We start from the raw sequence: 24,906 nt of genomic DNA on the forward strand, positions 1-24,906 counted from the left end.
AGATTCCGGGGCCCATCTTAGCACTCCCGTAATCCGAGTGCTAATTCCTTAGAGGGCACGGGGGCATCCGAGTTCCCGGTTTTCTATCGAACTTGTCGAGTCGATAGTCTAATTTGCGACCGGGCTGGCGGGGGGGAAGTTCCGTAAGCCATTGTTTCTGATGGTAATCAGTAGACGATTTCGATTTTTGTAGTTTTGGAAGCAAACAATTTCGCTTCGTGATGCCGATCCGAAAAGTCCTTTACCATACCATTCAGTTCGCTCGGGCCCGGCCGCTGCGGCAAGGCTCCATTCAACCCACAAAGTTGGAGTGTCAGATGAACAATAAGAAGAATCGCCGGCCCCATAGTCGGCTTGCGCTGCACGCGCTGCTGGCGGCGTCGCTGCTGGGCGGATCGGGTGCCGCGTTCGCGGATCGATGGGGAATCCAGGCCGGCGGCGGGTTTTCCGATCGCCACGGGATCGACAAGGGCGATCTCGGCGTCGTGTGGGATCCGGGCTGGAACTGGTGGGAAATCGGCGGCTGGCACTTCGCGTTCGTGGTGGAAGGGCACGCCGGCTACTGGCACACGGGCGGCAATGTTCATGGCAGCATCGGCGAATTCGGCGCGCAGCCGATGTTCCGCTTCATCAAGAGCGCGGGCCAGGTGCGTCCGTTCATCGAGGCCGGTGCCGGCATCCGCTTCCTGACTTCCCCGACGATCTCCAACAATCTGTCGCTGGCGACGTCGTTCCAGTTCGTGGACATCGCCGGCGTTGGCGCCCAGTTCGGAGAACGGCAACAGTATCAGGTCGGTTACCGTTTTCAACATGTGTCTAACGCGGGTATCAAAGAGCCGAATCCTGGTATAAATTTCCACCAGTTCTACGTGCAGTACAACTTCTGATCCGCACGCCGGCGCATGGCGGGCGCGTTGCCGAGGAGTCAGGCGATGGCGAAGGTGGTCGATGCGATTCGCGCACTCGAGCGCGATCGGTTCCGGGCGATGGTCGACGGAGACGGCGAGGCGCTCGATGCGCAATTGTCGGACAAGGTGTTCTTCGTGCACACCAACGGCAAACGCGAAACCAAGCAGCAGTTCATCGACGCCATCGTCGCCGGCCGCCGCCGCTATCGCCAGATCGAAATCCAGTCGCAGGACCTGCTGCCCGTCGGCGACGCGACCTGCGTCGTCACCGGGCGCGCGTTGATCGAGATGGAAACGAACAACGGCGGGCTGGTGTTTCCGATCGCCTATACGGCCGTCCACACGCATGAGCAGGGCCACTGGCGCCTGCTCGCGTGGCAGGCGACGCGGTGCGCGACCGAGACATGAGCGCGCCTGGCGCTCCTTTTCATGTCCCGACCGAAGCGGCCTTCTGGGCCGCTTTTCATTGGCCCGTGCGGCGCGGATCGCGCGGCGCACGGGCGGTCACGCACCGCTCGCTGACGTTCGAACCCTGAAGCGAAACCAGCCGTCAGGCCGCCGCACGGCGGTCGGCGCAATGCCAGGCCGAGCGGTTGATCGCGCTGACGACCGCATCGAGCGCGGCGCTCGCCGCGTCGTCGTGCACCCCGACACCATGCCGCAGCGGCGCGTCGCCGACCCGGCAGCCGACCGATACCGCGATCCGGCCGTCCGTCGTGCGCGCGTGCTCGCACGAGGCGACGTCGATCGTCACGCCGGCTGCCGTCGCGAAGGCCGCGGCCATGCGCTGCACGGCGTCTTCGGGCGTCGCATCGGCCGGCGGCGCGCTCGCGATGTCGCGGTTCTGCCAGCGCGCCCCGTTGCCGTGGCGCGCGGCCGGGCCGTCGGTCTCGAAGAATTCGCGCGCGAACAGCGCACAGATCGCGTCGCCGGTCACTTCCTCGCCGGATGCGTCGGCGAGCGTCTGCACCGCGTGGCTGAATTCGATCTGCACGCGGCGCGTCGGCGTGAAGCCCATCCCGCGTTCGAGCAGGAACGTCGCGCCGCCCTTGCCGGACTGGCTGTTCACGCGGATCACCGCGTCATAGCTGCGGCCGAGGTCGGCCGGGTCGATCGGCAGGTACGGCACTTCCCACACCGCGTCGGGGCGCTGCTGCGCGAAGCCCTTGCGGATCGCGTCCTGGTGCGAGCCGGAGAACGCGGTGAACACGAGGTCGCCCGCGTACGGATGGCGCGGATGCACCGGAATCTGGTTGCAGCGCTCGACCACGCGGCGCACCGCGTCGATGTCGGAGAAATCGAGGCCCGGGTCGATGCCCTGCGTATAGAGGTTCAGCGCGAGCGTGACGAGGTCGACGTTGCCGGTGCGCTCGCCGTTGCCGAACAGGCAGCCCTCGATGCGGTCGGCGCCCGCGAGCAGCGCGAGTTCGGCGGCGGCGACCGCGGTGCCGCGATCGTTGTGCGGATGCACGGACAGCACGATGCTGTCGCGATACGCGAGGTTGCGGTCCATCCACTCGATCTGGTCGGCGAACACGTTCGGGCTCGCGGCTTCGACGGTCGCCGGCAGGTTGACGATCATCTTGTGATCGCGGGTCGGACGCCACGCCTGCGCGACCGCGTCGCATACTTCGCGCGCGAACGTCAGCTCGGTCATGCTGAAGGTTTCAGGAGAGTACTGATAGGTCCAGTGCGTGTCCGGGCGGGCCGCCGCGTGTTCCTTGATGAGTCGCGTGCCGTCGACCGCGAGCGCCTTCACGTCGTCCTTCGACATCCCGAACACGATGCGCCGGAACGACGGGCAGATCGCGTTGTACAGGTGCACGATCGCGCGCGGCACGCCTTCGAGCGCGTCGAAGGTGCGCGCGATCAGGTCTTCGCGCGACTGCACGAGCACTTCGATCGTCACGTCGTCGGGGATCCGCTTCTCGTCGATCAGCTTGCGGACGAAATCGAAGTCGGTTTGCGACGCCGACGGAAAACCGACTTCGATCTCCTTGAAACCGATCGCGACCAGCATGTCGAAGAACTCCAGCTTCTGTTCGATGCTCATCGGCTCGATCAGCGACTGGTTGCCGTCGCGCAGGTCGGTGCTCATCCAGACCGGCGCACGCTCGATGGTGCGGGTCGGCCAGCGGCGGCCATTGATGCGGACGGGTTCGAACGGACGATACTTGTCTTGCGGGTTGCGCTTCATCTTCTGGACCTCGGGTCTCAAGTCGCGAGCGAAGACGGGCGGCATGGGCGACGGTAGGCGCTGCCTCGCACCGTGGCGCCGGAAACGCGCTGCGGATGCGGATGATCTTCGCGAATCGACCGACGGATAGACGGACGAATGCTGACGACTTCGGGTTGTAAAAACTGCGAGAAGGGTGCTGCGAGGAACTGCAGGGAGGGACCGTGCGGACAGCACACGGCGCTAAGACAGCCTTAGGCTAGTCGTAGCGATAGCGACCGCGCTAGGCGGCCGGAGGTAATTCGGAGGGTGTTCGGAAAGGAACGCATGGCGACCACTCTATGCCAGGATGCGGGTGCGTGTCAAATGGTCGGTTGAAAGGCCGGCGCGACAGCACGCCGGCCCGGGATGCCGGTCACGGTGCGATCCGGGTGATCCGCACGATCGTGTCGACCTGCCGCGCAAGCGCGTCGGGCACCGGAATTTCGCCGCGCAGCACGGCGTCCGTCCACGCGGCCGTGGTCGCTGCATCGCGCGATTCGGGCAGCGCGACGGGCGGTGCGTCGCTCGACGAGCGCTCGGGCTCGATCAGCGTGTCGCACACGCCGTCGTGCAGCCAGTCGACCTGCACCTGGCGCCGCGTGTCGGCCACCGCTTCGCCTTCGGTGCCGCGCGCGAGCAGCGCACCGCCGCGCGCGGCGTGCGGATGATCGCGGAACAGTTGCGCGAGGCTGTCGCGGTACGGCGGATGCGTGTAGTTGACGAGCCGCAGCCCGGCCGGTGCGAACGGCTGCAGGATCTTCACGAGCGTGTGCGTGGAGTTGCGCACGCCGAGCACGCCGCGCAGCGCCAGCAGACGCGCGATGCGCGGCGCCAGCGCGTCGATCGGCGCGAACGCGACCCGGCGCTCGGCGAGCATGTCCTCGATCGCGTCGTGCGACTTCGACGGCGCGATCGACAGCGCCGAGAAGATCTCTGCGCTCGTCACGCGGCCCGGATCGCGCTCGACGCCGTGCACGAGCACCGGCACGCCTTCGCGCGCGAGCAGCAGCGCGAGCAGCGGCACCAGGTTCGGCTGCTTGCGCGCGCCGTTGTAGCTCGGGATCGACACAGGGCGGAAGGCGGCATCCTGCACGTGCACGGGTTCGAACGACGCCTGCGCGGCGGCGAGCATCGCGGACAGTTCGTCGGCGCTTTCGCCCTTCAGGCGATACGCGATCAGGATCGCGCCGAGTTCGACGTCCGACACGCGTGCATCGAGCATCGCGCGATAGAGCTCGAACGTGTCTTCGGCGGACAGCGCGCGTGCGCCGTTCGGGCCGCGGCCGATTTCCTTGATGAAGCGGGCGCAAGGGAACGACGAGGTGGCGGAGTCGTGGGGAGCGGTCATCGGGGCGTGGGGCGGGCGGCCGGCATCGGGCCGCGCGGTGAGCGGTAAGGAATGCCCCGAGTATCGCATGGGCGCGGCTCGCCCAAGCGCGGCTGCGCGCGCCGCCGCCGCGCGGCGCGCTAAACTCGGGTTCCCGGCGGTGCCGTGCGTGCGCTGCAGGCGCCGTTACCGGCCGAATACGACCCACAGAGAGACACCCATGAAGCTTTACAGCTATTTCCGCAGTTCCGCGTCGTACCGCGTGCGGATCGCCCTGAACCTGAAGCAGCTGCCGTTCGACACGGTCCCCGTGCACATGCTGCGCGACGGCGGCGAGCAACTGAAGGACGCGTATCGCGCGGTGAATCCGGATGCCGTCGTGCCGACGCTGATCGACGGCGATGCCACGCTGCAGCAATCGCTCGCGATCATCGAATATCTCGAGGAAACGCATCCCGAACCCGCGCTGCTGCCGAAGGCGCCGGTCGACCGTGCGTATGTGCGGGCGATCGCGCTGCAGGTCGCGTGCGAGATTCATCCGCTGAACAACCTGCGCGTGCTGAAGTACCTGAAGCACACGCTGAAGGTGCCGGAGGAAGCGAAGAACGAATGGTACCGGCACTGGATCGAGGCAGGTTTCGCGTCGCTCGAGACGCGCCTCGCGAACGATCCGCGCACCGGCAAGCTGTGCTTCGGCGACACGCCGACGCTCGCCGATATCTGCATCGTGCCGCAGGTGTTCAACGCGAACCGGTTCTCGATCGATACGACACGCTTTCCGACGATCCAGCGGATCGCCGATCATGCGTCGACGCTCGATGCGTTCAAGGCCGCCGAGCCTGGCGTGCAGCCCGACGCGGAGTGAGGTTGAACGACGCGACCGGCAGCGGGCGATCGGCAGCGGGCGACGGGCAGCCGGCGACGGGCGACGGGCGAAGGACCGCGGGCTGACGGCTTCCGGCCGCGCATGAAAAAAGGGCGCCCGGAGGCGCCCCGTGCGATGCGGGCCGGCGGCGTTCAGCCGAGCAGCGCGTCCGCGAATTCCACCGCGTTAAACGGCTGCAGGTCCTCGACCTTCTCGCCGACGCCGATGAAGTAGACGGGTACCGGGCGCTGCCGCGCGATCGCGGCGAGGATCCCGCCCTTGGCGGTGCCGTCGAGCTTCGTGACGATCAGGCCCGTGAGGCCGAGCGCATCGTCGAAGGCCTTCACCTGCGTGAGCGCGTTCTGGCCCGTGTTCGCGTCGATCACGAGCAGCACCTCGTGCGGCGCGCCGTCGTGCGCCTTCGAGATCACGCGCTTCACCTTCTTCAGCTCTTCCATCAGGTGCAGCTGCGTCGGCAGGCGGCCGGCCGTGTCGGCCATCATCACGTCGATCTTGCGCGCGCGCGCGGCGCTGACCGCGTCGAAGATCACCGCGGCCGGATCGCCGCTTTCCTGCTGGACGACCGTCACGTTGTTGCGCTCGCCCCAGACCGCCAGCTGTTCGCGCGCGGCCGCGCGGAACGTGTCGCCCGCGGCCAGCAGCACCGACTGGTCGAAGCTCTGCAGGTGCTTCGCGAGCTTGCCGATGCTGGTGGTCTTGCCCGCGCCGTTCACGCCCGTGATCATCATCACGAGCGGTTGCGCGCGACCGAGCATCAGCGACTTCTCGAGCGGTGTCAGCAGTTCGACGAGCAGGTCGTGCAGTGCGCCCTTCACCTGCTGCGGATCGGTCAGCCGGCCCGCGCGCACCTTCTCGCGCAGCGCGTCGAGCAGGTACTCGGTCGCGTCGACGCCGGCGTCGGACATCAGCAGCGCGGCTTCGAGCTCCTCGTACAGATCCTCGTCGATCTTCGTGTTGACGAACACGCCGGTGATGCTCGAGCCCGTCTTCGCGAGCCCCGACTTCAGGCGCGCGAGCCACGACTTCTTCGCGGACGCGTCCTGCGTCGGCGGCGGCACGATCTCGACCGCTTCGACGACTTCGTCGCTGCCGTCGTTGGTCGGCGTGACCGTCATCACGACGGCCGGCGCGGCCTGTCGCGGTTGCGCGGGCGCTTGCGGTGCGTCGACCGCCTCGCGGGGGGCGACGGCGGGCGCGTCGGACGGCTCGTCCGGTTGCGGCGCGTCGGCTGATTGCGATTCCGCGGAGTCGGGCTCCTGCGTTTTCTTGAATCGTTTGAAGAAGCTGAACATGGTCTGACGTCGGGAAGAGGGCGGGGCGCCGCCAGGGCGGAGCGCCGGAGAGGCCGGCGCGCGTGCGCACGACGGCCGAAACCGTGCATTTTATCAGTGCGGCGAGGCACTCGCGTCAGTCGGTGCCGCCGCTGTGGTAACGTGCGCCTGTTTGGCGGTGCGCCCGCGTGCGCACCCGTTCCCTCCGTTGTCGATATTCCGTATGTCCCGTTCCTCTTCCGGCCGCCCGGCGGCCCCCGCCGGCCGCGGCAAGCCGCACACGATCCGCATCATCGGCGGTGACTGGAAACGCACGCCGCTCGCCGTGCTCGATCTCGACGGCCTGCGGCCGACCCCCGATCGCGTGCGCGAGACCCTGTTCAACTGGCTCGGCCAGGATCTCGAAGGCCGGCGCTGCCTCGACCTGTTCGCGGGCACCGGCGCACTCGGCTTCGAGGCCGCGTCGCGCGGCGCGACGAGCGTCGTGATGGTCGAGCGCCACCCGCGCGCGGCGCAGCAGCTGCGCACGATCAAGGACAAGCTCGGCGCACGCTCGGTCGAGGTCGCGGAAGCCGACGCGCTGCGGCTCGCGGCTGGGCTGACCCCGGGCGCGTTCGACGTCGTGTTCCTCGATCCGCCGTTCGGCGAGCCGGCCGTGCTCGATCGCGCGATCGCGCTGGCGGCGCCGCTCGTCTCGCCGGATGGGGCGCTGTACGTCGAAACGGGAGCGGAGCTCGACCCGGCCGCGCACGACGCACTGGCCGGCTGGCAGGTGGTGAAGCACGGCAAGGCCGGTGCGGTTCACTATCATTTGCTGCGGCGCGAAAATGATGAATAATGCGCGTTCCATACGAGGCGGCGCGCGGCAAAGGCGACGCATGCCCATCTCGGCAGTGGCGTGCGCGTCGCACGGCTGCCACCCCGTTTGCGTGATGACAGGAGGAGCGACATGGTAGTCGCCGTGTATCCCGGTACGTTCGATCCGCTGACGCGCGGGCACGAAGACCTCGTGCGGCGTGCGTCGAGCATTTTTGATACGCTGGTGGTGGGTGTCGCCGACAGCCGCGCGAAGAAGCCGTTCTTCTCGCTCGAAGAACGTCTGACGATTGCGAACGAGGTGCTCGGCCATTATCCGAACGTGAAGGTCATGAGTTTCACGGGCCTGCTGAAGGATTTCGTCCGCATCAACAACGCGCGCGTGATCGTGCGCGGCCTGCGTGCCGTGTCCGATTTCGAATACGAGTTCCAGATGGCGGGGATGAACCGCTATCTGTTGCCCGACGTCGAGACGATGTTCATGACGCCGTCCGATCAGTACCAGTTCATCTCGGGGACGATCGTGCGCGAAATCGCGCAGTTGGGCGGCGATGTCAGCAAGTTCGTGTTCCCGTCCGTCGAGAAGTGGCTGACCGAGAAGGTCACTGCGATGGGAGGCCCGGCCGCGTGACGCGGCGCCGGCCGGTTTCGTCGTGAAGCCGGCCGCCGGCCTGAAGAAGTGAGATCAGTATGTCTTTGATGATTACCGACGAGTGCATCAATTGCGACGTGTGCGAGCCCGAGTGCCCGAACGGCGCGATTTCGATGGGCCCGGATATCTACGTGATCGACCCGAACAAGTGCACCGAGTGCGTCGGCCATTTCGACGAGCCGCAGTGCCAGCAGGTGTGTCCGGTCGAATGCATTCCGCGCGATCCGCAGCACGACGAATCGCACGCGCAGTTGATGGCGAAGTATCACGCGTTGACCGCCGCGAAGGGCGACGACGCGCAGTGACGCGCTGGTGACGTCGCGCGCGTCTCGACGTCACGATTTCCTTGGCCGGCGCCGTTCGGCGCCGGTTCCGTTTCAGCTTTCGCTACCGTTTCAGCCGATCAGCTCGCGCAATGCCGCGACGAGCGCGTCGCATTCGGCGTCGGTGCCGACGGTGATGCGCAAGTGCTGGTCGATGCGCGGCGCCCGGAAGTGCCGCACGAAAATTTCCCGGTCCTTTAGCTGTGCCGCGATCGTGCCCGCATCGTGCGCGGGATGGCGCGCGAACACGAAATTCGCGGCCGACGGCACGACCTCGAAACCGAGCGCCTCGAGCGCGTGCGTGAGCCGCGTGCGGCTGTCGATCACGCGCCGGCAGGTCGCGCCGAAATAGTCGGTGTCTTCGTATGCCGCCTGCGCCGCGGCCTGCGCGAGCCGGTCGAGCGGATAGGAATTGAAGCTGTCCTTCACGCGGTTCAGTGCGTCGATCAACGCGGCATCGCCGAACGCAAAGCCGACGCGCATGCCCGCGAGCGAGCGCGCCTTCGACGTCGTGTGCACGACGAGCAGGTTCGGATGGCGGTCGATCAGCGTGATCGCGGATTGCGCGCCGAAATCGACATACGCCTCGTCGATCAGCACGACCGACGACGGGTTCGCGGCCGCGATCCGCTCGATGTCCGCGAGCGGCAGCGCGCGCCCGGTCGGCGCGTTCGGGTTCGGGAACAGCACGCCGCCCGCGTCGTCGAGATAGTCTTCGACCCGGATCGAGAAGTCGTCCGCGAGCGGCACGATCGAAGTCTCTACGCCATACAGGCGCGCGTAGGTCGGGTAGAAGCTGTACGAGATGTCGGGAAAGCGCAGCGGCCGGTCATGCTTGAGCAGTGCCTGGAATGCATGCGCGAGCACTTCGTCGGAGCCGTTGCCGACGAAGACCTGTTCGGGCTTGATGCGGTGATGGGCCGCGACCGTCTCGCGCAGTGCGCGCGCGAGCGGATCGGGATAGCGGCGCAGCGTGTCGCCGGTATCGCCGAGTTCGCGTGCGATCGCCGCGACGACGCGCGGCGAAGGCGGATAGGGATTCTCGTTGGTGTTCAGCTTGACGGGGTGTGCGAGCGCGGGCTGTTCGCCCGGCACGTAAGGCACGAGTTGCTGAACGACGTCGCTCCAGTAACGGCTCACCGCTTGGCTCCTGACGGGCAAAAGCGACCAGATTACCGCATGTGGGCGTTGCAGTGCGCAATTGCGCGGCAGGGCGGGGCTGCCCGGCGCAACCGGGCGGCACATTGCACCGCGCCGGTGCAGCGCGGGTTCAGTTGCGATGCAGCTGCATCGTCGCGCGGTCGAGTTCGCCCTTGACGACCATCGGCATCACGGCGAGCGCGCGTTCGATCGATGCGTCGATCACGTCCTGCTCCTCGCGGCGCGGCGGCTTCAGCACGAAGTTCGCGACGTCGGGTTTCGCGCCGGCGCGCGCGCCTTCCGGGATCAGGTCGCGCGGATGGCCGATGCCGATGCGCAGGCGCCAGTACTGTTGCGACGACAGATGCGCGGAGATGTCCTTCAGGCCGTTGTGGCCGCCGCTGCCGCCGCCGAGCTTCAGCTTCACGGTGCCGGGCGGCAGATCGAGTTCGTCGTGGGCGACGAGGATCTGGTCGGGCAGGATCTTGAAGAAATTCGCGAGCGCGACGACCGACTGGCCGGAGCGGTTCATGTAGGTTTGCGGCTCGAGCAGGTGGACTTCCTCGCCGTGCAGGCGCGCTTTTGCGTAGAAGCCGTGAAAGCGGCGCTCGTCGCGCAGCGTCGCGCCGGCTTCGCGGGCGAGCTGGTCGATCAGCCAGAAGCCGGCGTTGTGGCGCGTCGCGGTGTATTCCGCCCCGGGATTGCCGAGGCCGACGATCAGTTTGATCATGACGTTTCGTAGGCGGCAGCGCCCGCCTGGGCGCAGAAAAAGAAAAACCCGCCGGGCAAGCCGCGGCGGGTTGCGTCGACCGTTTCGTGAAACGGATCGAATGGCGCGTGGGCAGCCGCTTAGGCAGCCGGCGTTTCGCCTTCGCCTGCTGCGTCCGACACGGCACCAGCCGGGACCGTCGCCGATGCGACAACCGGGTTTTCCGCGTCGACGTGCGCGACCAGCGTCACGCCCTTCGGCAGTGCGATGTCCTTCGCGTGCAGCGACTGACCTGCTTCGATCTTCGACAGATCGACTTCGAGGAATTCCGGCAGGGCCGACGGCAGGCACTCGACTTCGATTTCCGTCGCGACGTGCGAGACGATTGCGCTCGACAGCTTCACTGCCGGGCTGACTTCAGCGTTCAGGAAGTGCAGCGGTACCTTCGTGTGCAGCTTCTTCTTCGCGTCGACGCGCTGGAAGTCCACGTGCAGCACGAGTTGCTTGAACGGGTGGTATTGCACGTCGCGCAGCAGAACCTGTTGCGACTGGCCAGCGACTTCCAGGTCGAGGATCGACGAGTGGAAGGCTTCCTTCTTCAGGGCGTGCCACAGCGCGTTGTGATCCAGTTCGATCTTTTGCGGGGCTGCTTCGCCACCGTAGACGATACCCGTGGTCTTACCGGCGTTGCGCAGGCGGCGGCTCGCACCCGTACCTTGCTGTTGGCGCTCGAAAGCGACGACTTTCATGTGATTCTCCATTTGCTGCCCGCGACCAGGCAGTAAAACGGGGCCGGCGAAATGGCGGCCCCCGATGAAACGGACGGGGTTTCGTCTATCCCGTCCGATTGTGCAAAAAGCGAAGCGTTGCCGCTTCGCTTTCTGCGCATGCTATATCGTGTCGTTCCGCGATCAGGATTCCGCGAACAGCGACATCACCGAGTCGCCGCGGCGAATCCGCGAGAACGTTTCGGCCAGCAGGCTCGCGCTCGTCAGCGAGCGGATCTTCGAGCAGGACAGCGATTCGGCCGACAGCGGGATCGTATCGGTGACGACCAGCTCGTCGAGTGCCGATGCGGCGATACGCTCGGCGGCGCCACCCGACAGAACCGGGTGCGTCGCGTATGCGAACACCTGCTTCGCACCGCGATCCTTCAGCACTTGCGCGGCCTTGCAGAGCGTGCCGGCCGTATCGACCATGTCGTCCATGATCACGCAGGTGCGGCCTTCGACTTCACCGATGATGTTCATCACTTCGGCGACGTTCGCCTTCGGGCGACGCTTGTCGATGATCGCGAGATCGCAGTTGAGCTGCTTCGCGAGCGCCCGGGCGCGGACCACGCCGCCGACGTCCGGCGACACGACGAGCAGATCCGAGTAGTTCTGCTTGCGCAGGTCACCCAGCAGGATCGGCGTTGCGTAGATGTTGTCGACCGGGATGTCGAAGAAGCCTTGAATCTGGTCGGCGTGCAGATCCATCGTGATGATCCGCTCGACGCCGGCGATTTCCAGCATGTTCGCGACGATCTTCGCCGAGATCGCGACGCGCGCCGAACGCGGGCGGCGGTCCTGGCGGGCATAGCCGAAGTAGGGGATGGCAGCGGTGATCCGGCCGGCGGATGCGCGCTTGAGCGCATCGACCATGATCATCAGTTCCATCAGGTTGTCGTTTGCCGGCGCGCACGTGGATTGCAGGACGAAGACGTCCTTGCCGCGCACGTTTTCCTGGATCTCGACCTGGATCTCACCGTCGGAGAAACGGCTGACCATTGCTTTGCCGAGGGGGATTCCAAGGATATTGACGACTTCCTGGGCGAGCGCGGGATTCGCGTTGCCAGTAAAGACCATCAAGCCATCATGGCTGTGGCTGCTCATCGTGCACCTGCTTCAGGCTTAGGCGGGAAATGCGGGAAAATTTTTGGCAGGGGAGGAAGGACTCGAACCCTCGCATGCCGGAATCAAAATCCGGTGCCTTGACCAACTTGGCGACTCCCCTACACTCAACTGATAACTTCACCGGACTTGTAGGCCATCCGGCAAAGCAAAACTTCATGACGCGAAAGCGAAGAGCGGATGCTCGTTCAGGCTCTCGGCAACTGCACCGTTCCAACCGGTGGGCAGCTTGGCTTGCGCCGCTTCTGCCTCGTGCTTGCTATGAAACGCTGCAAACACGCCTGCTCCGGAGCCGGTCATCCTCGCGGGGGTCACATTATACAACCATTTGACCACCTGCGCAACTTCCGCGTACTTACTTGTCACAACTTGCTGCATATCGTTCCGGCCGAAGCTGTCTGGCCATCCCGCATCGCTGTTTTGCTGTGCAAGAAAGTCTGTAATTGTGACTCGCTTTGTATCTCTTGTCAACAACTCGTCTGAAAAAATTTCAGCGGTGGGGACATGAACTCGCGGCGTCACAACCAAAAACCAGCGAGTCGGCAATTCTACCTCAGCTAATTCTTCTCCGATACCCTCTGCGAACGCATTTTTTCCAAAAACAAAAAACGGAACATCGGCACCGAGTTTCACCGCGAGCGACTGCAGTTCCGCGCGCGGCAGGTTCAGTTGCCACAGGCGGTTCAGCGCGAGCAGCGTCGTTGCCGCATCCGAGCTGCCGCCGCCGAGGCCCGCGCCCATCGGCAGGCGCTTGTCGATCTCGATGTCGACGCCGGCCGCGGTGCCCGTGTGCGTTTTCAGCAGGTTGGCCGCGCGCACGACGAGATCGCTTTCCTCGGGCACGCCCGGCACGTCGGTGACGCGTGCGACGCGACCGTCGTCGCGCAGCGTGAAATGCAGCGTGTCGCCCCAGTTCAGCAGCTGGAACACGCTCTGCAGATCGTGATAGCCGTTCGGGCGGCGGCCGGTGATGTGCAGGAACAGGTTGAGTTTCGCGGGCGCAAGGCAGTTGCGCAGCGAGCGGGTCGAATCGGTCATGCGTATGTCGGGGCTAGGTTCACGTGCTTACTGGTCGAGCACGAGCTTGATGTCGAGCGGCGGTGTCGCGCGCACGAGGTTGACGCGTTTGACGCCCGTGGCCGGTGCGTCCGCGTAGGCGAGATAGTCGATCGTCCAGCCGTCCTGGCGGATCTGCTTGACGTGCGTCGTGTCGGCCGGGTCGCGCACCGTCTGCGCGGGCGTCGCGGGTGCGGGTGTCGGCAGCAGCCAGTAGCGCAGGCCCGCCAGCGGCAGCGAGAAGCCGAGCGTGTTCTGCATCAGCTCGCCGACGTCCGTCGCGTATTGCGGCTGGCGGTTCGGCAGTTCGAGCGACGCGGCCTGCGGTGTCGATTTCACGACGGCGAGCGTCTGGCCGAGCGGGCTGCGCAGCTCCAGCGACACGTCGTCGCCGTGCTCCTGCCAGTCGAAGTTGCCGTACACGTTCTGCGGTCGGCCGAGACGATCGTTGTACTGCACCGCGAAACGGCCGTGGTACGCGTGCGTCGCGGCCGTCTGCAGCACGGCGCCGGCCGGCGCATTCGCCGACGGCGGCGTGCTCGCGCAGCCGGCGAGCGCGAGCGCGGCGCCGGCCGCGGCCAGCGTGCGCAGCGCGCGGGAAGACAGGGAAAGCATCGGGAACATCCGCATCAGAGGCCGTTGATCTGCAGGCGCTTGAGCGTCTGCACGAGCGTGTCGTTGTCGGGCTCGAGCTTCTGCGCGGCACGCCACGCGGTGCGCGCGTCGTCCTGCGCGCCGCTCTTCCACAGCACTTCGCCGAGGTGCGCGCCGATCTCGGCGTTCGGCTGAAGCTCGTACGCGCGCCGCAGCACCTTCGCCGCGCCGGCCGCGTCGCCCATCCGGTACTTCACCCAGCCGAGGCTGTCCATGATGTACGCATCGTTCGGCGCGAGCGACAGTGCCTTGTCGATCAGCTTGCTGGCTTCGGGCAGGCGCTGGTTGCGATCGGCCAGCGAATAGCCGAGCGCGTTGTACGCCTGCGGGTTGTCGGGCTGCGTGCGCATCAGCTCGCGCAGCTGCTTTTCCATTGCCGCGTAGTGGCCCGTTTTCTCGGCTGCCATCGCGTAGTCGTAGCGCAGGTCGGGATCGTCCGGGAAGTCCTGGACTGCCTGCGCGAGTCGCGCCTCGGCTTCCGGATAGCGCTTCGCGGTGAACAGGATCGACGCGTCGGTGCGTGCGACCACGGCCGCATCGCGCGGATCGCTGATCGGCAGGTTGTCGAGCACCTTGCGGGCCTCGTCGGTCTTGCCCTGTTTCTGCAGCAGCTGCGCGCGCGTGATCTGCGCGGGCAGGTAGTGCTGGCTCGTCTGGTCGACCTTGTCGAGCCATTGCGACGCCTGCGCGTCATTGCCCTGTTCGATCGAGATCTGCGCGAGGTAGATGTAGCCCTGGCCGACGTCGAGGTTCGGCTGCTTGTCGCCGAGCTGTACGTACTGTTTCAGGTACGCGTTCGCGTCGTCGAGTTTCTTCTGCTGAATCTTGATCAGCGCGAGCGCCATCAGCGGCGTCGGGTCCTTCGCGTCGAGCTTGCGCATCGTCTCGAACTGCTTCTGCGCGTCGTCGAGGCGGTCGTCGGCGAGGTAGAGCTGCGACAGTGCGAGGCGCGCATCGCGCGACTTCGGATTCTGCTGAACATATTTCTCGAACGACGTGATGCCGGCCGCGCGCTCGGCAGGCCCCATCTGCGACAGCATCAGCGCCGCCGGCAGATAGTCGGGGCGGATCTGCAGCGCCCGCTTCAGCGACTGCGCGGCGCCTTCCTTGTCGTCGACCGCGAGCTGCTGCCGCGCGATCGCGAGCTGCGCCTCGGGACGGTTCATGTCGTTCTTCAGCATGTCCTTCAGCACCGCGAGGCCGCCGACGCGGTCCGCGCCGCGCACCAGCAGCGCCTGCAGCGCGAGGATCGCGGGGCCGCGCGTCTCGCCGCTCGCGCGGGCCAGTTCGCGCGCGAGCATCGGCTGCGCGTCGGCCGGCTTGCCGGCGAGCACCAGCAGCGCGGCGTCGACTTGCGATGCGCGGTTCGAATCCGGTGCGTACTGGCGCCAGAGATTGGCCGCGGACAGCGCGTCGGCCGGGCTTTGCGCGCCGAGCGCGATCTCGGTCGCACGCTGCGCCATGCGCGGATCGCGCGTGTCGCGGGCGAGCGCGAGGTAGGTCTGGTAGGCCGGCGCCGGCTGGTTGCGCTGAAGCGCGACCTCGGCGGCCAGTACCTGGTAGACGATCTGGCTCGTCAGCGGGACGCCCGGGAGATTCTTCTGCTCGTCCGGCATCACGTGCTCGAACGCGCCCTGCGGCTCCGCGTCGTCCGATGCCGGATCCTGCGCGTGAGCCGGGAAGGCGGTGAGGGTCCAGGCGGCGAACAGCGCGGCGCCGAGCGCACGGCGGACCGGGAAGGCACGCACACCGCGCTCGGCGGCGGGGCGCTTCAGAAGCAGCTTCGAGGGCAGGGTCATGGAAATCCGTTCGATGTTTCAACCGATTGTAACGCGCTCGCTACAATACACGCACGATCGTGAATCCAGTCTCAGACCCGTAGAACATGCCAGAGTTGCCAGAAGTCGAAGTCACGCGCCGGGGCATCGAGCCCTTTGTCGCGGGCCGCCGCGTCGAGCGTGTCGACGTCCGTACCGCGATGCTGCGCTGGCCCGTGCCGGCGGGGCTCGCCGAGCAGTTGCGCGCGCGCGAGGTGCTCGCCGTCGAGCGTCGCGGCAAGTATCTGCTGTTCGAGGTCGACGCGGGCTGGTTCATCGTCCATCTCGGGATGACGGGCACGCTGCGCGTGCTGCCCGCGGCCGGCGTGCCGGTGGCCGCGAAACACGACCACATCGACTGGATCTTCGACGAATTCGTGCTGCGGTTCCGTGATCCGCGCCGTTTCGGCGCCGTGCTGTGGCACCCGCGCGAAGCCGGCGACGTGCATGCGCATCCGCTGCTCGCGAGTCTCGGCGTCGAGCCGTTCTCGCCGGCGTTCACCGGCGCGCTGCTGCACGCGCGCACGCGCGGCCGCACGGTGTCGGTCAAGCAGGCGCTGCTCGCGGGCGACATGGTCGTCGGCGTCGGCAACATCTATGCGTCGGAGAGCCTGTTTCGCGCGGGCATCCGGCCGACGACCGCCGCCGGCAAGGTGTCGCTGCCGCGCTATGAGCGGCTGGCCGACGCGGTGCGCGCGACGCTCGCCGACGCGATCGAGCGCGGCGGCAGCACGCTGCGCGATTTCGTCGGCAGCAACGGCGAAAGCGGCTATTTCCAGCTCGACTGCTTCGTCTACGATCGTGCGGGGCTGCCGTGCCGCGTCTGCGGCACGCCGATCCGCCAGATCGTGCAGGGTCAGCGTTCGACCTATTACTGCCCGACCTGCCAGCGTTGAGCCCCGCGTTGTAACCTTTTTCCAAAGATTCGAACACTTGAAGCCGCCCCGCATCGCTCCCGCTCCGTTCCCCGTCACGCCGCTGCATCGCACGTTCGCCACGCGCCTGATCGCGTGGCAGCGCGAGCACGGCCGCCACGACCTGCCGTGGCAGAACACCCGCGATCCCTACTGGATCTGGCTGTCGGAAATCATGCTGCAGCAGACGCAGGTCTCGACCGTCGTGCCGTATTACACGCGCTTTCTCGAGCGCTTTCCCGACGTCGCCGCGCTCGCGGCCGCGCCGTCCGACGACGTGATGGCGCTGTGGGCCGGGCTCGGCTACTACTCGCGCGCGCGCAATCTGCACCGCTGCGCGCAGGTCGTCGTCGCCGAACATGGCGGCGTATTCCCGTCGACGCCGGAAGCGCTCGCCGAACTGCCCGGCATCGGCCGTTCGACGGCCGCGGCGATCGCGTCGTTCGCATACGGTGCGCGCGCGACGATCCTCGACGGCAACGTGAAGCGCGTGCTGGCGCGCGTGTTCGGCGTCGAAGGCTTTCCGGGCGAGAAGCGCGTCGAGAACGACTTGTGGGCGCTGGCCGAATCGCTGCTGCCGGATGCCGCGAACGCGGCCGACGTGAGTGCCTATACGCAGGGGCTGATGGATCTCGGCGCGACACTGTGCGTGCGCGGCAAGCCGGATTGCGCGCGCTGTCCGTTCGCGGGCGACTGCGTCGCGCAATCGACGGGCCGCCAGCGCGAACTGCCGGCCGCGCGGCCGAAGAAGGCCGTGCCGACGCGCAAGACCTGGATGCTCGTGCTGCGCGACGGCGACGCCGTGCTGCTCGAACGGCGTCCGCCGGCCGGCATCTGGGGCGGCCTGTGGTGCCTGCCGCAGGCGGACGGCGATGTGGCGCTCGCGGAACTCGCACGTGGCTTCGGCGGCGGCGGCCCGGTGCCGCTCGCGCCGTTCACGCACACGTTCACGCATTTCCGGCTCGAGATCGAGCCGCGGCTGAGCGACATGACAAGCGGCGGGCTGCCGCTCGCGCACGCACAGGATGCCGAGACGGCGTGGGTGCCGCTCGCCGGGCTCGATGCGTACGGCGTGCCGGCGCCCGTGCGCAAGCTGCTCGATGCGCTGAGCGGGCCGCTGCTGTAACGAAGGGGAAGGGGCGCGGGGCGTGCCTACGGAAGTGCCGGGCCGATGCGGTCGGCTCGCCCGCAGGATGATCCGCCCGGCGACGCCGGTGCGACGCGGCTGGCCGGCCGCGGCTTACTTACAGCCAGCCGTGTCGGTCGAGCACGTGGTGCACGGCGTCGATCCGCGCGCCGACATCCGGAAACTCCATCAGCTTCTGCCGTGCGCGCAGGTCGAGCGGCAGCAGTTCCGCGAGGCGGTTCGACACCCAGCTCGGGTCGTCGAGGCGGAACGGTTCGGCGAACGGCATCTTGTCCGGTTCGGATTTCTTCAGCGCTTCGATGATGCGCTCGAGCACCTCGGCGCACGAGCCGAATTGCGCGAGCGCCTGTTCGCCTTCGAGCGGGATGTCGTCGGGCAGCGGTTCCGCGATCCCGACCAGCAGCCCGTTGCTTTCGACGCGATACGACAGCAATTCGAATCGCTGCGTGCCGATCGCCTGCAGGTACAGCATCCCGAATTCGCCGGTGTCGCACTCGGTGATGCGCGCCATGCAGCCGATCGTCTCGGGCACCGACACGGCGCCGTCCTGCGCGACTTCGGGCCCGCTCTTCAGGAGGCACACGCCGAACGGCGCGTCGTCGCGCAGGCACGCGCGCGACATGTCGAGATAGCGCGCCTCGAACACCTTGAGCGGCAGCAAGCCACCGGGGAACAGCACCGTATGCAGCGGAAACAGCGGCAGGTCGATCAGGGTGGTCGATAGGGTGGACATGGCGCGCCGGAGAGAGGGCGGTGTCGCTAAGGTCGTTCGACCTCGGTGACGAGCCGCGACGACGCGTCGACATCCACCGGCGCGTCACGATGCCGCACGATCACGTTCGCATCGTGCGCGAGGCGCGCGGCGAGCGTTTCCGCGATGAACACCGAGCGATGCTGACCGCCCGTGCAGCCGATGGCGACGGTCAGGTAGCTGCGGTTGTCTTCACGAAAGTGCGGCAGCCATTTCATCAGGAACGCATGGATGTCGTCGATCATCTGGTGGACGATCGGCAGTGCGTCGAGAAAGGCGATGACCGGCTGGTCCAGCCCGGTGAGCGGGCGCAGCTCATGGTCGTAGTACGGGTTCGGCAGCGCGCGCACGTCGAACATCAGGTCGGCATCGAGCGGCACGCCGCGCTTGAAGCCGAATGACTCGAACATCACCATCAGGTCGTTGTTCTTCTGCTCGATGAAGCGCTTGACCCACGTGCGCAGCACGTTCGCGCGCAGCGTGCTCGTATCGATCTGGTGGCCGAATTCGGCGAGCGGCGCGACCAGGTCGCGTTCGCGCTCGATCGCTTCCTCGAGCGACGACAGCAGCCCGACGTTCGCGTCGTGCGACGGCGAGCCGGACAGCGGATGGCGCCGGCGCGTTTCGGAGAAGCGCTGGATCAGCGCCTGCGTGCTTGCGTTGAGAAATAGCACGCGGACATCGTGCTCGAGCGACAGCGAGCGGATCAGGCCGGGCATTTCGTCCAGCGATGCGCTCGAACGCGCATCGATCGCGACCGCGAGCCGATGCTGGCCGCCGTCGGCCAGGTAGCGGGCGAGTTCGGGGAGCACGTGCGGCGGCAGGTTGTCGACGCAGTAGTAGCCTGCGTCTTCGAGCGCGTTCAGCGCGACGGACTTGCCTGAGCCGGAGATGCCGGTGATGAGGACGATGCGCATGGGAAGCAGAGAATCCTGACGTTTCATCATAGCACCGGCTCGACGCGTCGGCGCTGCGAGGCCGGCGCGGGGCGGTTACACGAGCTTGCCGGGGAACTGGCTGTCGGGATCCTGCATCGCGAGTCGTTGCCGATCCATGAAATCGCGCAACGTGTCGATGCCGCGCAACTGCAGGATCGTGTTCCGCACGGCCGCCTCGACCAGCACCGCGAGGTTGCGGCCGGCCGCGACCTGGATCGTGACCTTGCTGATCGGCAAACCGAGCACGTCGACCGTCTGGCTTTCCAGCGGCAGCCGCTGGAATTCGCCGTCCGGGCGGCGCACGAGCTGGACGATCAGCTTCAGCTTCATTTTCCGGCGCACCGCGGTTTCACCGAAGATCGTCTTGATGTCGAGCAGGCCGAGGCCGCGCACTTCGAGCAGGTTCTGCAGCAGCGGCGGGCAGCGGCCTTCGACGAAATCGGGGCCAAGTCGGACGAAGTCGACGGCGTCGTCGGCGACGAGGCCGTGGCCGCGACTGATGAGTTCGAGGCCGAGTTCGCTCTTGCCGAGCCCGGAGTCGCCGGTGAGCAGCACGCCCATCCCGAGGATGTCGAGGAATACGCCGTGCAGGGTCGCGCGCGGCGCGAGGATGCGCGACATGTAGAGCCGCAGGCTGTCGATCACCGCGGCGGCCGACATCGGCGTCGTGAACAGCGGCGTGGACGAGCGCGTGCAGCGCAGCACGAGCTCGGGCGGCGCGGCGGCGCCGCCGGCGACGACGAGGAACGGCGGTTCGAGCGCGATCAGCTCGGCCATGTGGCGCGAACGGTCTTCGTCGGTCTGCCGCTGGTAGTAGTCGATTTCGGCTTCGCCGAGCACCTGGATCCGGTTCGGGTGGATCAGGTTCAGGTGGCCGACGAGGTCGGCGCTCGACGTCGCGTTGCCGACGGTGTCGGCCGAAAAACCGCGCTCCCAGCCTTCATGCCCCGTCAGCCAGCTCAGTTTCAGCGTGGCCGCGTTGTCGTCGAAGATGCTCTGGGCGTTGATGCTGGACGTATCCATGACTCTCGTCACTCCAATGAGCCGGTGCATGCGCGCGGCGACGGGCGTCGCCATGCCGGACCGGCGCCGGGCGGCCCTGGTCGGCGGCGTGTGCCGCCTCGTTCGGGAAAATAATCCGCCCGGATCAACTCAAGGTTGCCACTGAGTGAGCAGGCGATGCAACTCGGCGAGATCCGTTTCGTTGTGCAGACGCTCTCGCGCGTCGCGATCGGACAGCAGTTGCGCGATTTCCGACAGGATCTCGAGGTGCTGCTGGGTGGCTTGCTCGGGGACGAGCAGGAAAATCAGGAGACCGACCGGCTGGCCGTCGGGCGCTTCGAACGGGATCGCGTCGGCGAGCCGCACGAAGGCGGCGAGCGGATGCTTGAGCCCCTTGATGCGCCCGTGCGGAATCGCGACGCCTTCGCCGAGCCCGGTCGAGCCGAGGCGCTCGCGCGCGAACAGGTTGTCCGTGACGGTGCTGCGGGCGATGCCGTTCTGATTCTCGAAGATCAGCCCGGCTTGTTCGAAGACGCGTTTCTTGCTGGTGACGGAGAGGTCGATGACGACGTTCTCTATGGGCAGGATTTTGGCTAGGCGATTCATGTTGGCAGGCGATTGGGCGGCCTGGGGTCTCCTTGCGGCGGCAGACTGATTTTCCATGTTCGGCGATATCAAGGCGTTCGGCATCGGAAACCTGCACGACAGCTACCGCACCCAACGCCCCCCGGCGATAACCGGAACATTATAGAGCACAGCCGCGTGCGTGGCGCGGCATGGACGGACCGGTCGCACCACTGCCGCTTGGACACAAAAAAAACGCCCGGCGAACCGGGCGGCGTGTGTGTTGCGGTGAACGTTATTGCGGCGGCAGTTCGATCTGGTCGATCGACGGCTGCAGCTTGATCGGGTCGTGCGCATGGGTCTGCAGACGCTCCATGTGCTTGACGACCTGGCGATCCAGCTTGTCGATCAGCAGATCGATCGCAGCGTACAGGTTGCCGTTTGCGCTTTCGACGAAGATGTCCTTGCCCTTCAGGTGCAGGTTGATTTCCGCGCGCTGCTGCTTGTCCTTTTCCTTGTGATTGTCGACCGAGAGGATCACAGTGCCATCGATCACCTGATCGCTATGCCGTAGCACCCGGTCCAGCTTGGTGATCACGTATTCGCGAATTGCAGGCGTGACTTCGAGATGATGTCCACTGATCTTCAGGTTCATAGTGCTTCTCCAAGCGAGTGACCACGCGGCCGCATCGAGGCGGCGCTCCGGTCGACTTGCCCCTGCCGCATGGCGCGGCAAATTCGCGGACAAGTCGCCCGGCCTGTTCCCCGAATGCGCGGTGGCCGGAACACGCCTGCCGCCGGGCAGGCAGCAGGCTTAAAGAGACTTGCGCAGATTCACTGCCGGGATTTTGAGGGCTTCGCGATACTTGGCGACCGTGCGGCGCGCAACCACGAATCCCTGTTCTGCCAGCAGCTCGGCAATGCGGCTGTCCGAAAGTGGCGATTTTGGGTCTTCAGCTCCTATCAGTTGCTTGATCAGGGCTCGGATGGCGGTCGACGATGCGGCGCCTCCGGTGTCGGTCGAAACGTGTGATCCGAAGAAGTACTTGAATTCCAGCGTCCCGAACGGGGTCAGCATGTACTTCCCGGTTGTCACACGGCTGACAGTCGACTCGTGTAGGCCCAGCGTATCAGCTATTTCCCGCAAAACCAAGGGGCGCATGGCAATTTCGCCATGCGCAAAGAAGTTCTTCTGACGTTCGACAATAGCCTGCGCGACACGCAGGATCGTGTCGAATCGCTGCTGGATGTTCTTGATCAGCCAGCGTGCTTCCTGGAGCTGTTGTTTCAACGATCCGGCCGACGGATCGCCGCGGCTGTTGCGCAGGATGTTCGCGTACAGGTTGTTGATCCGCAGGCGCGGCATCACTTCCGGATTGAGTTCCGCGAGCCAGTTCTGGCCGGCCTTCTTCACGATGATGTCGGGCACGACGTAGTCGGCCTCGGCCTTGCCGTAGGCAGCGCCGGGGAACGGCTCCAGCGAGCGGATCAGCGCGTGCGCGTCGCGCAGCGCGTCGTCGGTCGCCTTCAGCTGCTTGCGCAGCCGCGTGAAGTCGCGCGCGGCGAGCAGTTCGAGGTGCTGCGACACGATCTCCAGCGCGAGCGTGCGGGTGGGGGACGGATCGAGGCGCAGCAACTGCAGCTTCAGGCATTCGGACGCCGAGCGGGCCCCGACCCCGGCCGGATCGAAACTGTGCAGCAGCGCGAGCGCCGCATTCAGTTCGTCGCAGTCGATTTCCAGTTCGGGCGGCAGGTCGGCGAGCACTTCGTCGAGCGTGGCGGTCAGGTAGCCGTCGTCGTCGAGCGATTCGATCAGGAACATCACGAGCGCGCGGTCGCGCGGCCCGGCCTGCGTGACGCGCAATTGCGCGGACAGGTGGTCGCGCAGCGACGTCGCGGCTTCCTGCACCTGCAGCGGCGGGAGGTCGTCATCGTCCGAGGCACCGCTCGAGCGGCCGAACTCGTCGAGATTCCACTGCGGGCCGTCGCCGGCGTCGCCCGATGCGTAGCCGTCGTATTCGTCGGCGCCGGCCGGCTCGTCGCGCTCGGCGCGTTCGCTCGACTGGCTGCTGCCGTTCGTGATGCCCGGTTCGGTGTTCTGTCCGGGCGGCGTCTGCGCGATCAGCGATCCGTCCGCCGCGACGCGCAGCGGGCTCGCGATCCATTCGTCGTCGTTCTCGAGCAGCGGATTCTGCGCGACGGCCATCGCGACTTCCTGCTGCAGTTCGAGCGTCGACAGCTGCAGGAGCCGGATCGACTGCTGCAGTTGCGGTGTCAGCGCCAGGTGTTGCGACAGGCGGAGTTGAAGGCTGGCTTTCATGGCAGAGAGGGAGTCATACCGGCAGTTTGCCACGACCCAGGCGCCTTGAGCCATCCGCGATTACGCGCGGCGCGGCGCCCGGCCGCGGCAGGGCCGCAGGGCACGCGGGCGCGCCCCGCGCGGCGATGCCGGGCGGGGGCGGCCAGCCACGGGGGAATTTACATGCGGAAGTGTTCGCCGAGGTACACGCGGCGCACGCTTTCGTTTTCGATGATTTCGCTCGGCGCGCCAGCGGCGAGCACCGAACCGTCGCTGATGATGTAAGCGTGGTCGCAGATGCCGAGCGTTTCCCGGACGTTGTGATCGGTAATCAACACGCCGATGTTGCGCTGCTTCAGGAACTTGACGATCTTCTGGATCTCGAGCACCGCGATCGGGTCGACGCCGGCGAACGGCTCGTCGAGCAGGATGAAGTTCGGATTGGTCGCGAGTGCGCGCGCGATCTCGACGCGACGGCGTTCGCCGCCCGACAGCGACAGCGCCGGGTTCTCGCGCAGGTGGCCGATCTGCAGTTCGTCGAGCAGCGCCTCGGTGCGCGACGCGATCGCGTCCTTCGACAGGCGCTTGCCGTCTTCGCCGTGCTGCAGCTCGAGCACCGCGCGGATGTTTTCCTCGACGGTCAGCTTGCGGAACACCGACGCTTCCTGCGGCAGGTACGACAGGCCGAGCGACGCGCGCTTGTGGATCGGCAGCAGGCTGATCGAGCTGCCGTTCAGCGAGATTTCGCCGGCATCCGTCGGCACGAGGCCGACGATCATGTAGAACGACGTCGTCTTGCCGGCACCGTTCGGGCCGAGCAGGCCGACGACCTCGCCGCTCTTCACGTCGAGCGACACGTCCTTGACGACGGTGCGCGAGCCGTAGCGTTTCTTCAGGTTGCGCACGACGAGCGAGCTCGTCGTGCCGGCCGGCTGGCGGTTCGGAAGCGCGTTCATTGGCCCGGCGCTCCCTGGATCGTGGTCGACGGCGACAGCTTCGCCGGCGCGCCGTTCAGCTGCCCGGGGCCGCCGTTCTTCGGCGACAGCATCGCGCGCACGCGGCCGTTCGGGTTGCCCGGCGCCGCGACGTCCTTGCCGCCCTTCGCGGTGTAGAAGTCGCGCTGGCCGTCGTACGTGATCACGCTGCCGTGCACGGTGTCGGCGATCGTCGACGTGCCCTGCAGGCGGCGCACGGTCGCGGCGGTCGTCAGCGTCGTCAGGTCCTGCTTGCCGTCGTAGTCGATGCGCTCGGCGTCGCCGTCGATGTATTCGTCGAGGCCTTCGCGCTTCTGGCGGAACGTCGCGTGCTTCTTGCCGCTGCCGAACGACGTCGCGTACTGATAGCCTTCCGGATCCTGGCGCACTTCGACGCGGTCGCCCTTGATGATGATCGTGCCCTTCGTGATCACGACGTTGCCGGTCGCGACCGTCACCTGCTTCAGGTCGTCATAGGTCAGGTTGTCCGCCTCGACGTTGATCGGCTTGTTCTGGTCGGCCTTCTCGGCATGGGCGAGCGGCGCCAGCCCGACGAGCGGGAGCGCCACGAGCGTCGCGGCGAGCGCGGCGCGGACGGCGCGCGCAGCGCCGCCGGAATTCTGTCGAGGGAACGGTTCGTTCATGCAG

General features: G+C 66.6%; 26 protein-coding genes and 1 tRNA gene. 8 read left to right on the plus strand and 19 right to left on the minus strand.

Annotated elements, in window-relative coordinates:
- Positions 1–317 precede the first annotated feature (317 nt).
- Both NQV17_RS20015 and NQV17_RS20020 read left to right on the plus strand, forming a co-directional pair.
- Positions 318–887, plus strand: coding sequence for an acyloxyacyl hydrolase (locus tag NQV17_RS20015; RefSeq protein WP_257773600.1), 570 nt, complete (start codon positions 318–320; stop codon positions 885–887).
- 45 nt (positions 888–932) lie between these two features.
- The gene (locus NQV17_RS20020; protein WP_057926513.1) at positions 933–1,316 is read left to right on the plus strand and encodes a nuclear transport factor 2 family protein; all 384 of its coding nucleotides are present in this window, start codon (positions 933–935) and stop codon (positions 1,314–1,316) included.
- 142 nt (positions 1,317–1,458) lie between these two features.
- Here NQV17_RS20020 and leuA read toward each other — a convergent pair whose 3' ends face one another.
- Both leuA and ybiB read right to left on the minus strand, forming a co-directional pair.
- On the minus strand, positions 1,459–3,105 hold the full coding sequence (gene leuA, locus NQV17_RS20025; protein ID WP_257773576.1) for a 2-isopropylmalate synthase: 1,647 nt from the start codon (positions 3,103–3,105) through the stop codon (positions 1,459–1,461).
- Between the two features lie 394 nt (positions 3,106–3,499).
- Positions 3,500–4,474 (minus strand): DNA-binding protein YbiB, encoded by a 975-nt coding sequence (gene ybiB, locus NQV17_RS20030; protein ID WP_257773577.1) that lies wholly within the window; start codon positions 4,472–4,474, stop codon positions 3,500–3,502.
- Positions 4,475–4,673: 199 nt separating this feature from the next.
- Here ybiB and maiA point away from each other — a divergent pair, with 199 nt between their 5' ends.
- Positions 4,674–5,318, plus strand: coding sequence for a maleylacetoacetate isomerase (gene maiA, locus NQV17_RS20035; protein WP_257773578.1), 645 nt, complete (start codon positions 4,674–4,676; stop codon positions 5,316–5,318).
- A 152-nt stretch (positions 5,319–5,470) separates the two neighbouring features.
- Here the strand turns inward: maiA and ftsY are convergent, their stop codons facing one another.
- On the minus strand, positions 5,471–6,631 hold the full coding sequence (gene ftsY, locus NQV17_RS20040; RefSeq protein ID WP_257773579.1) for a signal recognition particle-docking protein FtsY: 1,161 nt from the start codon (positions 6,629–6,631) through the stop codon (positions 5,471–5,473).
- Positions 6,632–6,833: 202 nt separating this feature from the next.
- Here ftsY and rsmD point away from each other — a divergent pair, with 202 nt between their 5' ends.
- The 3 genes from rsmD to NQV17_RS20055 all read left to right on the plus strand — a co-directional run bounded on the left by rsmD (position 6,834) and on the right by NQV17_RS20055 (position 8,383).
- Positions 6,834–7,448 carry a 16S rRNA (guanine(966)-N(2))-methyltransferase RsmD gene (gene rsmD / locus NQV17_RS20045; RefSeq protein ID WP_044847477.1) on the plus strand — a complete coding sequence of 205 codons (615 nt, stop codon included), beginning with the start codon at positions 6,834–6,836 and terminating at the stop codon, positions 7,446–7,448.
- Between the two features lie 111 nt (positions 7,449–7,559).
- Positions 7,560–8,057, plus strand: a complete 498-nt coding sequence (gene coaD, locus NQV17_RS20050) for a pantetheine-phosphate adenylyltransferase (RefSeq protein WP_044847476.1) — start codon at positions 7,560–7,562, stop codon at positions 8,055–8,057.
- A 59-nt stretch (positions 8,058–8,116) separates the two neighbouring features.
- Positions 8,117–8,383: a YfhL family 4Fe-4S dicluster ferredoxin gene (locus NQV17_RS20055; protein ID WP_044847475.1), complete on the plus strand. Its 267-nt coding sequence runs from the start codon at positions 8,117–8,119 to the stop codon at positions 8,381–8,383.
- A gap of 90 nt (positions 8,384–8,473) precedes the next feature.
- On the opposite strand, the gene hisC is transcribed toward NQV17_RS20055, so the two are convergent.
- From hisC to NQV17_RS20095, 8 genes are all read right to left on the minus strand, one after another.
- Positions 8,474–9,541: a histidinol-phosphate transaminase gene (gene hisC / locus NQV17_RS20060; protein WP_257773580.1), complete on the minus strand. Its 1,068-nt coding sequence runs from the start codon at positions 9,539–9,541 to the stop codon at positions 8,474–8,476.
- 130 nt (positions 9,542–9,671) lie between these two features.
- The gene (gene pth, locus NQV17_RS20065; protein ID WP_257773581.1) at positions 9,672–10,271 is read right to left on the minus strand and encodes an aminoacyl-tRNA hydrolase; all 600 of its coding nucleotides are present in this window, start codon (positions 10,269–10,271) and stop codon (positions 9,672–9,674) included.
- Positions 10,272–10,390: 119 nt separating this feature from the next.
- The gene (locus NQV17_RS20070) at positions 10,391–10,999 is read right to left on the minus strand and encodes a 50S ribosomal protein L25/general stress protein Ctc (RefSeq protein WP_044847489.1); all 609 of its coding nucleotides are present in this window, start codon (positions 10,997–10,999) and stop codon (positions 10,391–10,393) included.
- A 162-nt stretch (positions 11,000–11,161) separates the two neighbouring features.
- The gene (locus tag NQV17_RS20075; protein ID WP_044847472.1) at positions 11,162–12,124 is read right to left on the minus strand and encodes a ribose-phosphate pyrophosphokinase; all 963 of its coding nucleotides are present in this window, start codon (positions 12,122–12,124) and stop codon (positions 11,162–11,164) included.
- Positions 12,125–12,168: 44 nt separating this feature from the next.
- Positions 12,169–12,245: transfer RNA gene (locus NQV17_RS20080), tRNA-Gln, on the minus strand.
- Positions 12,246–12,298: 53 nt separating this feature from the next.
- On the minus strand, positions 12,299–13,180 hold the full coding sequence (ispE, locus tag NQV17_RS20085; protein WP_257773582.1) for a 4-(cytidine 5'-diphospho)-2-C-methyl-D-erythritol kinase: 882 nt from the start codon (positions 13,178–13,180) through the stop codon (positions 12,299–12,301).
- A 27-nt stretch (positions 13,181–13,207) separates the two neighbouring features.
- Complete coding sequence (gene lolB, locus NQV17_RS20090; RefSeq protein WP_257773583.1) at positions 13,208–13,828, minus strand: lipoprotein insertase outer membrane protein LolB; 621 nt, start codon at positions 13,826–13,828, stop codon at positions 13,208–13,210.
- Positions 13,828–15,651: a tetratricopeptide repeat protein gene (locus NQV17_RS20095; RefSeq protein ID WP_257773584.1), complete on the minus strand. Its 1,824-nt coding sequence runs from the start codon at positions 15,649–15,651 to the stop codon at positions 13,828–13,830. The genes lolB and NQV17_RS20095 overlap by 1 nt, the downstream gene beginning before the upstream one ends.
- A gap of 86 nt (positions 15,652–15,737) precedes the next feature.
- On the opposite strand from NQV17_RS20095, the gene mutM reads away from it, so the two are divergent.
- Together mutM and mutY are read left to right on the plus strand one after the other, a co-directional pair.
- Positions 15,738–16,565, plus strand: coding sequence for a bifunctional DNA-formamidopyrimidine glycosylase/DNA-(apurinic or apyrimidinic site) lyase (mutM, locus tag NQV17_RS20100; RefSeq protein ID WP_044847468.1), 828 nt, complete (start codon positions 15,738–15,740; stop codon positions 16,563–16,565).
- A gap of 37 nt (positions 16,566–16,602) precedes the next feature.
- The gene (gene mutY / locus NQV17_RS20105) at positions 16,603–17,709 is read left to right on the plus strand and encodes an A/G-specific adenine glycosylase (protein ID WP_257773585.1); all 1,107 of its coding nucleotides are present in this window, start codon (positions 16,603–16,605) and stop codon (positions 17,707–17,709) included.
- Between the two features lie 118 nt (positions 17,710–17,827).
- Here the strand turns inward: mutY and NQV17_RS20110 are convergent, their stop codons facing one another.
- From NQV17_RS20110 to lptA, 8 genes are all read right to left on the minus strand, one after another.
- The gene (locus NQV17_RS20110) at positions 17,828–18,463 is read right to left on the minus strand and encodes an LON peptidase substrate-binding domain-containing protein (RefSeq protein WP_257773586.1); all 636 of its coding nucleotides are present in this window, start codon (positions 18,461–18,463) and stop codon (positions 17,828–17,830) included.
- 26 nt (positions 18,464–18,489) lie between these two features.
- On the minus strand, positions 18,490–19,398 hold the full coding sequence (rapZ, locus tag NQV17_RS20115; RefSeq protein WP_257773587.1) for an RNase adapter RapZ: 909 nt from the start codon (positions 19,396–19,398) through the stop codon (positions 18,490–18,492).
- 75 nt (positions 19,399–19,473) lie between these two features.
- Positions 19,474–20,442: an HPr(Ser) kinase/phosphatase gene (hprK, locus tag NQV17_RS20120; protein WP_006483133.1), complete on the minus strand. Its 969-nt coding sequence runs from the start codon at positions 20,440–20,442 to the stop codon at positions 19,474–19,476.
- A gap of 129 nt (positions 20,443–20,571) precedes the next feature.
- On the minus strand, positions 20,572–21,111 hold the full coding sequence (locus NQV17_RS20125) for a PTS sugar transporter subunit IIA (protein WP_082664695.1): 540 nt from the start codon (positions 21,109–21,111) through the stop codon (positions 20,572–20,574).
- 169 nt (positions 21,112–21,280) lie between these two features.
- Entirely contained in the window at positions 21,281–21,640 is a 360-nt protein-coding gene (gene hpf / locus NQV17_RS20130) for a ribosome hibernation-promoting factor, HPF/YfiA family (RefSeq protein ID WP_006477786.1), read from the minus strand.
- Between the two features lie 159 nt (positions 21,641–21,799).
- The gene (locus NQV17_RS20135; protein WP_257773588.1) at positions 21,800–23,305 is read right to left on the minus strand and encodes an RNA polymerase factor sigma-54; all 1,506 of its coding nucleotides are present in this window, start codon (positions 23,303–23,305) and stop codon (positions 21,800–21,802) included.
- 158 nt (positions 23,306–23,463) lie between these two features.
- Positions 23,464–24,240, minus strand: a complete 777-nt coding sequence (gene lptB / locus NQV17_RS20140; RefSeq protein WP_044847462.1) for an LPS export ABC transporter ATP-binding protein — start codon at positions 24,238–24,240, stop codon at positions 23,464–23,466.
- Positions 24,237–24,902 (minus strand): lipopolysaccharide transport periplasmic protein LptA, encoded by a 666-nt coding sequence (gene lptA, locus NQV17_RS20145; RefSeq protein ID WP_059464489.1) that lies wholly within the window; start codon positions 24,900–24,902, stop codon positions 24,237–24,239. The genes lptB and lptA overlap by 4 nt, the downstream gene beginning before the upstream one ends.
- Between the last annotated feature and the right edge of the window lie 4 nt (positions 24,903–24,906).

Origin of the sequence: Burkholderia sp. SCN-KJ, assembly GCF_024656005.1 — a bacterium.
Taxonomy (GTDB): domain Bacteria; phylum Pseudomonadota; class Gammaproteobacteria; order Burkholderiales; family Burkholderiaceae; genus Burkholderia.